The organism is Bradyrhizobium sp., from assembly GCF_049586575.1.
Lineage (GTDB): Bacteria > Pseudomonadota > Alphaproteobacteria > Rhizobiales > Xanthobacteraceae > Bradyrhizobium.
This window is the reverse complement of sequence record NZ_JBAVCF010000725.1, coordinates 1-9,082: the sequence shown is the minus strand read 5'-3', so window position 1 is coordinate 9,082 and position 9,082 is coordinate 1. Positions and strand designations below refer to the sequence as shown.

Genomic DNA, 9,082 nt, shown 5'->3' with positions numbered 1-9,082 from the left:
GTCGATCTTCCCGGCTTCATCGTCGCCGAACTCGCTGGCGCGGCGGCGGCGCTTTGGTTGATGGATTGGCTGTTGTCGCCTGATCGGCAGAGGGCCTCGGCGATAAAGGAAGTTCGCACATGAGCGTTACGATCTATCACAATCCGTCCTGCGGCACCTCGCGCAACACGCTGGCGATGATCCGCCAGAGCGGCGAGGAGCCGCAGATCATCGAATATCTGAAGACGCCGCCGGACCGCGCCCGGCTGCTCGAATTAGCCAAGGCCATGGGTATTTCAGTTCGCGGGCTGCTGCGCGAGAAGGGGACGCCCTATGCCGAACTCGGGCTCGCCGACCCCAAGTGGAGCGACGATGAGTTGCTCGATTTCATGCAGGCACACCCGATCCTGATCAACCGGCCGATCGTTGTGACGGCGAAGGGCACAAAAATGTGCCGGCCATCTGAAACCGTCCTCGATCTGCTCGACCATCCACCCGATCGCGTCGTCAAGGAAGACGGTGAGGTTGTGGTCAGGCCTGGAAAGTAAGGCCGGGGCCCGGCTTTCGCGGGCCGCGATCGCGCGGCAGCATCCTAGTGTGGCGGCTCTGACGTTCCTTTCAGTGTCGCTGCGAGTTCTTCGAAGGAACGTTAGAGCCAAAGGCACACTAGAATCATATGGTTGCTCGTGTCCTTTGGTTCTGACATTCGTAACAGTGCTCGCCGCGATAGGGTACGAATGTCAGAACCGAGACACTAGGCATGGAGCTTACCACCCGCCTCGTGCTGATGAACTGGCTGGTGAGCCAGGGCCTCACGGCTTAACCGAAAACGACCTGGTCCGCGGCTTCTGCGAGCGCTGCTGCGTCGCAGGGCTCGACCTGTCGCGCAGCCTTATCTTTATCGACACCCTGCATCCAATCTTCGAGGGACGCGGATTTCGCTGGAACGACGCTGACTCCAACGAAAGCGATTCCTTCGAATATGGGCCGACCGGCGAGAATGACGACGTCTGGCGTCGTTCGGTTTTCTTTCACATGCTCGTTACCTCAAGGATTAAGCGCGTTCGCCGACCATTTCAGGCTGATGCGTCAGTGCGACCGCAGGCGACATCAGGATCACCAGCGCTTGCGCGGCGAAGATCGCGACCGCGAGATAAAGACATGCTTCCGCGCCATAGAGGCCGCCGACGACGGCGCCGAGCGCCGAACCAACGGGGCGTGCGCCGTAACTCATGATGTTGATCGCCGAAACTCTCCCGAGCAGACTTGGCGGTGTCACCGATTGCCGTAGCGTCGTCGTAGAAATCACCCACAGGATCGGACCGACGCCCAGCAGGAAGAAGCTTGCGCCGGCAAGCCAGGGCGAGGGGAAAACGGTCGTGAGTGCCATCATCGCGGCGGCGACAAAGCCAGCAATGGGCCCGAGCCCGATCACGGTGCCGAACGCGATGTGATGCATCACCCGTGTCGCCAGCAGCGCACCCGTAACCATGCCGACGCCATACATCGCCATCGTCGTGCCGACGCCCGCGGCGGAGAGTCCGAGACGGTGAACCGCATAGGGCACGAATATGGCGAGCAGCAGAAATGAAGCCGTGTTGAAAATGAACTGCGTGACGAATACCGGCCGCAGCAGCGCATGGTGCAACACGAAGCCCGCGCCCTCGCGAATATCCTGCCATGGGTGACGGCGCGGCGCCGCCGCGCGCGAAGGCTCGTAGAGGCCGGACAACAACACGACCGCGACAACGGAAAGGGCTGCGGCGAATCCAAAGGCAGGTGCTGCACCGAGCCATCCCACGAGCACGCCGCCGAGCGCCGGTCCGGCGGCAAAGGCGATCGTCCGGGCGAGCTCGATCCGCGCATTGGCAACACGAAGCAGTTGCGGCGAAACCAGCGAAGGCACCAGCGCAGGCGCCGCCACGCTGTAGACTACCGTTCCGCACACGGCGATGAAGCCCAACAGGGCCAGCAGCGGCAGCGTCAGGAAATGAAGCCCGACCAGGAGCAGGATCACGAGCAGCGCTGCGGCGCGCAGCGCTTCCGCGCCGGCCATCAGCCAGCGCCGCGAGATGCGGTCGGCGAGCAGGCCAGCCGGGATCGCGAACAGGATGAACGGCAGCGTCAGCGCGGTCTGCAACAGGCCGGTCTGGCCTTCGCCGACGCCAAGCAGAAGCACGGCGACGATGGGCGCTGCGGCAAGCGCAATCTGCTCGGCCGATTGCGCCGCGAGGTTGGACCAGGCGAGGCGGTTGAAAGTAGAGGGCAGGCGGGTGGCTTCGGAAGCCGACATGGAATTGATCCCTGAAATCTCGATTGGCCGCCAATGTCGGCTCTCAGGGATATCGAACCCACCCGTTTCCGGACCTGACCTCCGCCCGATTCTAACAGATGCATTTGCAAATCAGTTGCAATAAGCGTGAGGCTAAGGCATCCTGTTTAAATGGACGCCCAAACCCCTGATCTGGCCCCGAATTCACCGCCAAAGGTCGCCGCCGGCGCCTCGCCCACCGTTTCGGGCTGGCGCGGGAAGCGGGGCACACCGTCATTGGCGGACATGTTCGCCTCCGTGGGAACCGCCAGAAAAGGCCCGTTCTGGCGCAAGCTGCTGGCGTTTCTTGGCCCCGGTTATCTCGTGGCCGTGGGCTACATGGACCCCGGCAACTGGGCGACCTCGCTCGCCGGTGGTTCCAAGTTCGGGTACGCGCTGCTGAGCGTTGCGTTGTTGTCCAACCTCATGGCGATCGTCCTCCAATCGCTGTGCACGCGGCTCGGCGTGGGCGCGGGGCGCGATCTCGCGCAAGCCTGCCGCGATTCATTTCCGCGTTGGGTCTCGCTGCCGCTGTGGCTCTCGGCGGAACTGGCGATCACCGCTACCGATCTGGCTGAGGTCATCGGCACCGCGATCGGTCTCAATCTGCTGTTCCACATTCCGCTTGGGATCGGCGTCATCCTGACCGCGGCGGATGTGTTCCTGATCCTCGCGCTGCAAGCCTTCGGCTTTCGCTGGATCGAAGCCTTTGTCGTGACGATGCTCGGCGTGATCGCGGCGTGCTTTGCGTTGCAGATCGCACTCGCCCACCCCGATTGGGGCGCGGTGCTGGGTGGCTTTGTGCCGACCCGCGAAATCCTCGTCAATCGCGAGATGCTTTATCTGGCGCTCGGCATTCTGGGCGCGACCGTGATGCCGCATAATCTTTACCTGCATTCCGGGCTGGTGCAGACCCGCTTCATCGGCGAGAGCCGGGAAGAGAAGCGGGAGGCAATCAAACTCGCCACCATCGACACCTCGATCGCGCTGTGTCTGGCGCTGACGATCAATGCCTCGATCCTGATCCTGGCCGCGGCCACGTTTCACCGGGCCGGGCAAACCGACATCGCCGAGCTCGATCAGGCGCACGCTTTTCTGGCGCCGCTGCTTGGCTCGACGCTCGCGCCGACGCTGTTTGCGATCGCGCTGCTGTGTTGCGGATTGAACTCGACCATCACCGCGACCCTGTCGGGCCAGATCGTGATGGAGGGTTTTCTGAACTGGCGGATCGCGCCGTGGCTTCGGCGCCTGGTGACGCGCCTGATTGCGATTGTACCGGCGGTGGTGGTGACGCTTCTGGCCGGCGAGAAGGCCACCGGCCGCCTGCTGATCCTGAGCCAGGTGGTGCTCAGCCTGCAATTGCCTCTGGCGGTGGTGCCGCTGGTGATGTTCACCTCAAGCCGGAGCAAGATGGGTCCATTCGTCGCGCCGCGATGGCTGAGCGGAATGGCGATTGCGACGGCGGCCCTGATCATCGCGCTCAATGCGAAGCTGGTGTGGGATTTTTGGACCGGAGGGTTTTGAGCGCCTGCGCCAGTGCGCATGACTAGCGCCGGAGGGCGCGATCAAGCCGACCGGCACCTGGAATCTGGGCACGCGCGCGGGCGACTTCGTCTTCATCGCGGGCATGGGCGGCATCGACCCGAAAGCCAATCATCTCGTTCAGGGCGACGAGGCGCGCATTCGCCAGGCCTTCGCCAACATGAAGCTGATCGCCGAGTCGGAAGGCGCAAGCTTACGCGACGCGGTGCGGCTCGTTGTCTATGTGACGGACATGTATCGCTTCCGGCCAATCGTCAACAAAATGCAGGAAGAGTTTTGGGGGAAGGGCCCGTATCCGCCGCGCACCATTGTCGAGGTACACCGTCTCAATGACGACGATATCTGCGAGGTCCAGGGCACGTTCTACGCGCCGGTGAAAAAATAAGGCGCTGGGCAGCGGCGGTTGCTTTTAATCCTGCGGTTCGCTCAGCATCTCACCGGTCGCCTCGATCCGTATCCAGCCCGACGGCGCGAGCCGCTGCTGCGGCAGGAAGCGGCCCTTGTAGTCCATCTTCTTGGAGCCCTCGATCCAGTAGCCGAGATAGACGTAAGGCAGGCCTTGCCGCCGTGCGCGGTTGATGTGGTCAAGGATCATGAAGGTGCCGAGCGAACGGCTTTCCTCGGAGGGTTCGAAAAACGAATAGACCATCGACAGCCCGTCCGAGAGCACGTCGGTCAGCGCTACCGCCAGCAGATCGGTGCCGCGTCCACTGACGGCGGTGTCGATGCCGCGGCGCCGGTATTCGATGATGCGGGTTTCGACGTGGCTGTCCTCGACCATCATGGCGTAATCCAGCACCGTCATGTCGGCCATGCCGCCGTGCCTGTGCCGCTGGTCCAGGTAGGCGCGGAAGATCGAATATTGCTCGGAAGTCGGCACTGCGCTGCGCTGCTCGCCAACGATGTCGGCGTTGCGGGCCATGATTTTCCGGAAATTGCGCGAGGGCCGGAATTCGTTCGCGACCACGCGGACGGAGACGCAGGCCCGACACTGGTCGCAGGCCGGCCGATAGGCGATCGACTGGCTGCGCCGGAAGCCGCCATGGGTCAGGAGGTCGTTGAGATCGCCGGCCTTTTCGCCCACCAGGTGCGTGAACACCTTGCGCTCGTGCCGTCCCGGCAGGTAGGGGCAGGGCGAGGGCGCCGTCAGATAGAATTGCGGGGTATCACGCGAATGCTGGGTCACGGGATGTCGTCTGGCTCCGAAAGGCGAGGCGTACGGTTACTAGTGTCCCTTTGGTTCTGACATTCGTAAAAGTGCTCGCTGCGACAAGATACGAATGTCAGAACCGGGACACTAGCGCAGCATCGCGCCGCCAAGCTTAACGGTCAATTGGTTTGCAAACCGTTTGCCCGCCGACCCTGTTCCTCCGATTACCGGCGAGCGCCTCAGAAAGTTCGTGCCGGCTGGCCCACGGGGGCGCGAACCGAGGTGTTGATGACCACGGTTCCGAGAACGATATCGTGCAATAGCCGCCGGCGGCCGTTGAAAAGCCCAACCAGCACCACAAACGGCGACAGAAACGAGATCGAAACCCAGAACAGCACCGCGTGCATCGCACCCAGCACGAAATAGCCGGGTGCGCCGTAAAAGGTCCGCAGCTCCAGATCCATCACCCGCATGCCGATCGTCGCCGAATGCGGACCGCCGAGGGACGCGCCGTAGTAGACGATGGCCCAGATCACCGAGGCCGGCCACGCCAGCCAGAACAGCGCCCAGCCAAGCCCGAGCGTGATCACTCCGAACACTGCAATAAAGAGGTAGCCGAGGATGACCGGCACCGACAGCACCACGAGGTCGATCAGAAACGCGAACACCCGCCGCGTCAGCACGCCGCGAAACAACTCTGGCTCCAGATCCGGATCGAACGCGTGGGGTGGAGCGCCGCCGTCGTCGCGCCAACCGCCGCGAGCATCGTAAGCGCCGTCAGCGCTATGAGTGCCGCGAGCATCGTTAGCGCCGCCGGTATTTCCAGAACCGCTGTAGGACATCTTCAGCTCTCCGAGGGGACGATAGACCCAGACGAAACATGGGAGCCTGCCATCCGGCCGCAAGGCCCCGCCGGCATTATCTACTGGAATTTTCCGGCGGGAACGTGGCCAGCGGCCTACTTGCGGGCTCACTTGGTCCCTGCGTACATTTGGGGCGCGTAACGGTGGAGACTGTACATGGCGAGGGAGGCGAAGCTGAGCTGTCGCTGCGGTGAGGTGCAGGGCGTAGTGACAAATGCGTCGCCGCAAGAGGTCAATCGCGTGGTCTGCTACTGCGACGACTGCCAGGCCTTTCTGCACCAGCTTGGTCGTGCCGATTTGCTCAATGCCCAGGGCGGCAGCGACATCGTCCAGCTTGCGCCGGCCTCGCTCAGCTTCACCCGCGGTCAGGATCGTATTGCGGGACTGCGCCTGACGCCCAAAGGGTTGCTTCGCTGGCACACGACTTGTTGCAATACCCCGGTTGGCAACACGCTTGGCCCGGCGCTTCCTTTCGTCGGGATCGTTGCGCAAGCATTCGATGCCGACGCACAGGGCGCGGACGGCGCATTCGGCGCACCGGTTGGCGCGATCCTTGGCAAGTTCGCGATCGGCAAGTCGCCGGCGGGATCGACCGGCATCAATCTGGGCCTCCTGTTCCGCGCCATCGCCAAAGTACTCGGCTGGCGCTTGGGCGGGCGGACGTGGCCGCATCCGTTCTTCGATCGGCAAACCCGCGAACCGATCTATCCGCTGACCGTGCTCTCGAAAGAGCAGCGCGATAGGCTGCGGCCGTATTGCGGTCCGGTGCCGACGGCGCGGTGATCTTACTCGGTGCTCGGGGTTATCTGCTGCGCCGAGGAGCCGATCCCGCAGGCTTGCGTCCGGAACCCTCCGAGGGATTCGGGCGGGCTGGCGTTTCAAGGCCCGTCAACGGCTCCCTGGCGGCGGCGATGATCCTACTTCAGAAGGCCTTGATGGCGGGATCGCGCAGGCGGTCCTCGCGGATGACGAGTTGGTAGTCGTCATCGCGCAATTCGGGGGCGGCAAGCGGGCAGACGAGGCGGCCTGCCGCGATATCGGCCTCGATCAAGGGAAGCGATCCCAGCGCGATGCCGAGGCCGTCGATGGCGGCTTGAAGCTGCAGATAGGTGTGGTGGCGCCTGCGGAGCGCACCGAGAAGGCGTGCGCCGTCTTCTACACCGGCACGATCGGCGCCGGCGCGACCCGCTCCCATTCTGTTCGGCTTCTTGGGTGATGCTGTCGGCGCTCATGGCGCCATCATGGCGACCGCGCTCACGGTGGCTGTTATTTTGCCGCTCGCCATTGCGCTGGCGGCGCGGCTCCCGGCCACAGAGCCGGCCGACCAGAATTGATCTAGCCGCCTTTTTTCAACTTCTCGGCCGCGCGCGGGGCAAAATAAGTGAGAACGCCGTCGGCTCCGGCGCGCTTGAAGGCGATGAGGCTTTCCATCATCGCCCGCTCGCCGTCGATCCAGCCGTTGTTATGCGCCGCCATGATCATCGCATATTCGCCGGACACCTGGTAGGCGAAGGTCGGCATGCCGAAGGCGTCTTTGACCCGCCTGAGAACATCGAGATAGGGCATGCCGGGCTTGACCATCACCATGTCCGCGCCTTCGGCGATATCGAGTTCGACCTCGCGCAGCGCCTCGTTCGAATTGCCGCTGTCCATCTGGTAGGTGCGCTTGTCGCCGGTCAGCGTCTTCGCCGAACCCACCGCGTCACGGAACGGACCGTAGAAGGCGGAAGCGTATTTCGCGGCATAGGCCATGATCTGCACGTCCTGGAATCCCGCGGCATCCAGCCCGTCGCGAATGGCGCCTACGCGCCCGTCCATCATGTCGGATGGCGCGATGATGTCGCAGCCGGCTTCTGCCTGCACCAGCGCCTGCCGCACCAATACTGCAACGGTGGCGTCGTTGAGGATCTTGCCGTCTTCCAGCAACCCGTCGTGACCGTGGCTGGTGAAGGGATCGAGCGCGACGTCGCAGAGCACGCCGAGATCGGGAAACTCCTTCTTGATCGCGCGCACCGACTGGCACACGAGATTGTCGGGATTGACGGCTTCAGAGCCCTGGTCGTCGCGCAAGGCTGGGTCGGTATAGGGAAATAGCGCAATGCAGGGAATGTCGAGTTTCACCGCGCGCTCGGCTTCACGCACCGCCTCATCGACGCTGAGCCGGTCGACGCCGGGCATCGAGGCAACCGCGGTACGCTGGTTGTTGCCGCCCGAGACGAACAGCGGCCAGATCAGGTCATCGGTGGTCAGAACATTTTCGCGCACCAAGCGACGCGCCCATTCCGCCTTGCGGTTGCGGCGGGGGCGGATCGCAAGATCAAGCCCTGGGGCGGAGAGGGTGGTCTCTCGTCGCGGCGTGTCGCGCATTTCGATCGGACGCCCGAATTTGATCGCCATTTGGTGTTCTTTCTAATAGATGGCCGGATGCCTGAGCGGCAGGCCGCCGCAATATAGCATTTGCGCGCCGCAAGGTTCGATTGATTTTATTGCTCCGAGAGGTCAAGAGTGACCTCAAATTTGCATGATTTGGTAACCAGCCCGCCTCTGATGTCGAATAAGCACGACTCCTCAAGAGACCACGCGATATCGGTTGACGCGATATCGTCGGAACGCAGCGAGTCCGGCGACAACGTCTGGACGCGCCGGCTGGTTCTTTTCCTGCGCATCATGGCGGTCGTCTCCGTCGCCAAGGGTCTTTATCACTGGGCGCAGGTCACGGGTTTTGTCGGCGGCGAAGAGGACGCCTTCGAAAACCAATCGCTCGCATGGCAGGCCTCGACCATCTATTTCGCGGTCATCGAACTGGTCGCCGCGGTGGGGCTTTGGCTCGCGACGCCGTGGGGGGCGGTGGTGTGGCTGATCACGGTCGTGTCAATGACGGTGATCGAACTGATGTTTCCGGCCATCTATGGCGGCAGCCTGACGATCGTGGCGGCGGAAGCCTCGATGCTGACGGCCTATCTCGTGCTGGCGTGGATGGCGGCCCGCGAGCGACCGCCGTAGCTTTCAATAATTGCGGTAACCATTCGGTCACCCTGCAACCCTCTCGCCACACCTGTTACGCAACCGTTTCCGTTTTCATGCCCCCTGTTTCCATATGTGACAGGGGGGGGGCAGACGAAGCGTGAACAGCGCACGCGCACCGTCAACGAAATCTTGCAAAAAGCCCTTGTATTGCAGGCTTAATCCGCGATTCACTGTCTTAAATTCATGATCTCTTTATTCTGTTATTTAAGC

Annotated in this window: 11 protein-coding genes and 1 pseudogene; 7 read left to right on the top strand and 5 right to left on the bottom strand. The window is 62.9% G+C overall.

What is annotated here, in order from left to right; translation table 11 throughout:
- Window positions 1–119: 119 nt before the first annotated feature.
- Entirely contained in the window at window positions 120–527 is a 408-nt protein-coding gene (gene arsC, locus WB528_RS26395) for an arsenate reductase (glutaredoxin) (RefSeq protein WP_423892247.1), read from the top strand.
- Between the two features lie 212 nt (window positions 528–739).
- Window positions 740–1,020 (top strand): annotated as a pseudogene (locus tag WB528_RS26390) (adenylate/guanylate cyclase domain-containing protein); the annotation flags it as partial.
- A 13-nt stretch (window positions 1,021–1,033) separates the two neighbouring features.
- Here WB528_RS26390 and WB528_RS26385 read toward each other — a convergent pair.
- Complete coding sequence (locus WB528_RS26385; protein ID WP_423892246.1) at window positions 1,034–2,272, bottom strand: MFS transporter; 1,239 nt, start codon at window positions 2,270–2,272, stop codon at window positions 1,034–1,036.
- 150 nt (window positions 2,273–2,422) lie between these two features.
- On the opposite strand from WB528_RS26385, the gene WB528_RS26380 reads away from it, so the two are divergent.
- Together WB528_RS26380 and WB528_RS26375 are read left to right on the top strand one after the other, a co-directional pair.
- Window positions 2,423–3,814: an Nramp family divalent metal transporter gene (locus WB528_RS26380; RefSeq protein ID WP_423892243.1), complete on the top strand. Its 1,392-nt coding sequence runs from the start codon at window positions 2,423–2,425 to the stop codon at window positions 3,812–3,814.
- A gap of 40 nt (window positions 3,815–3,854) precedes the next feature.
- Window positions 3,855–4,217: a RidA family protein gene (locus tag WB528_RS26375; RefSeq protein ID WP_423892249.1), complete on the top strand. Its 363-nt coding sequence runs from the start codon at window positions 3,855–3,857 to the stop codon at window positions 4,215–4,217.
- A gap of 24 nt (window positions 4,218–4,241) precedes the next feature.
- Here the strand turns inward: WB528_RS26375 and WB528_RS26370 are convergent, their stop codons facing one another.
- Entirely contained in the window at window positions 4,242–5,018 is a 777-nt protein-coding gene (locus tag WB528_RS26370) for an arginyltransferase (protein ID WP_423892241.1), read from the bottom strand.
- Between the two features lie 203 nt (window positions 5,019–5,221).
- Window positions 5,222–5,824, bottom strand: a complete 603-nt coding sequence (locus tag WB528_RS26365) for an RDD family protein (RefSeq protein WP_423892240.1) — start codon at window positions 5,822–5,824, stop codon at window positions 5,222–5,224.
- Window positions 5,825–6,001: 177 nt separating this feature from the next.
- Here WB528_RS26365 and WB528_RS26360 point away from each other — a divergent pair, with 177 nt between their 5' ends.
- On the top strand, window positions 6,002–6,628 hold the full coding sequence (locus WB528_RS26360; protein WP_423892238.1) for a DUF6151 family protein: 627 nt from the start codon (window positions 6,002–6,004) through the stop codon (window positions 6,626–6,628).
- A gap of 139 nt (window positions 6,629–6,767) precedes the next feature.
- Here the strand turns inward: WB528_RS26360 and WB528_RS26355 are convergent, their stop codons facing one another.
- Window positions 6,768–7,040, bottom strand: a complete 273-nt coding sequence (locus WB528_RS26355) for a LysR substrate-binding domain-containing protein (RefSeq protein WP_423892236.1) — start codon at window positions 7,038–7,040, stop codon at window positions 6,768–6,770.
- A 13-nt stretch (window positions 7,041–7,053) separates the two neighbouring features.
- Between WB528_RS26355 and WB528_RS26350 the strand changes: the two genes are divergently transcribed.
- Window positions 7,054–7,179: a hypothetical protein gene (locus WB528_RS26350; RefSeq protein ID WP_423892234.1), complete on the top strand. Its 126-nt coding sequence runs from the start codon at window positions 7,054–7,056 to the stop codon at window positions 7,177–7,179.
- Window position 7,180: 1 nt separating this feature from the next.
- Here the strand turns inward: WB528_RS26350 and hemB are convergent, their stop codons facing one another.
- Entirely contained in the window at window positions 7,181–8,242 is a 1,062-nt protein-coding gene (hemB, locus tag WB528_RS26345) for a porphobilinogen synthase (protein ID WP_423892232.1), read from the bottom strand.
- Between the two features lie 150 nt (window positions 8,243–8,392).
- On the opposite strand from hemB, the gene WB528_RS26340 reads away from it, so the two are divergent.
- Window positions 8,393–8,848 (top strand): DUF6163 family protein, encoded by a 456-nt coding sequence (locus WB528_RS26340; protein WP_423892229.1) that lies wholly within the window; start codon window positions 8,393–8,395, stop codon window positions 8,846–8,848.
- The last annotated feature ends 234 nt before the right edge of the window (window positions 8,849–9,082 follow it).

Bases quoted from the DNA above. Each gene is read 5' to 3' on its own strand.
- arsC (WP_423892247.1), top strand. From the start codon at position 120: ATGAGCGTTACGATCTATCACAATCCGTCCTGCGGCACCTCGCGCAAC.
- WB528_RS26385 (WP_423892246.1), bottom strand. From the start codon at position 2,272: ATGTCGGCTTCCGAAGCCACCCGCCTGCCCTCTACTTTCAACCGCCTC.
- WB528_RS26380 (WP_423892243.1), top strand. From the start codon at position 2,423: ATGGACGCCCAAACCCCTGATCTGGCCCCGAATTCACCGCCAAAGGTC.
- WB528_RS26365 (WP_423892240.1), bottom strand. From the start codon at position 5,824: ATGTCCTACAGCGGTTCTGGAAATACCGGCGGCGCTAACGATGCTCGC.
- WB528_RS26360 (WP_423892238.1), top strand. From the start codon at position 6,002: ATGGCGAGGGAGGCGAAGCTGAGCTGTCGCTGCGGTGAGGTGCAGGGC.
- WB528_RS26355 (WP_423892236.1), bottom strand. From the start codon at position 7,040: ATGGGAGCGGGTCGCGCCGGCGCCGATCGTGCCGGTGTAGAAGACGGC.
- hemB (WP_423892232.1), bottom strand. From the start codon at position 8,242: ATGGCGATCAAATTCGGGCGTCCGATCGAAATGCGCGACACGCCGCGA.
- WB528_RS26340 (WP_423892229.1), top strand. From the start codon at position 8,393: ATGTCGAATAAGCACGACTCCTCAAGAGACCACGCGATATCGGTTGAC.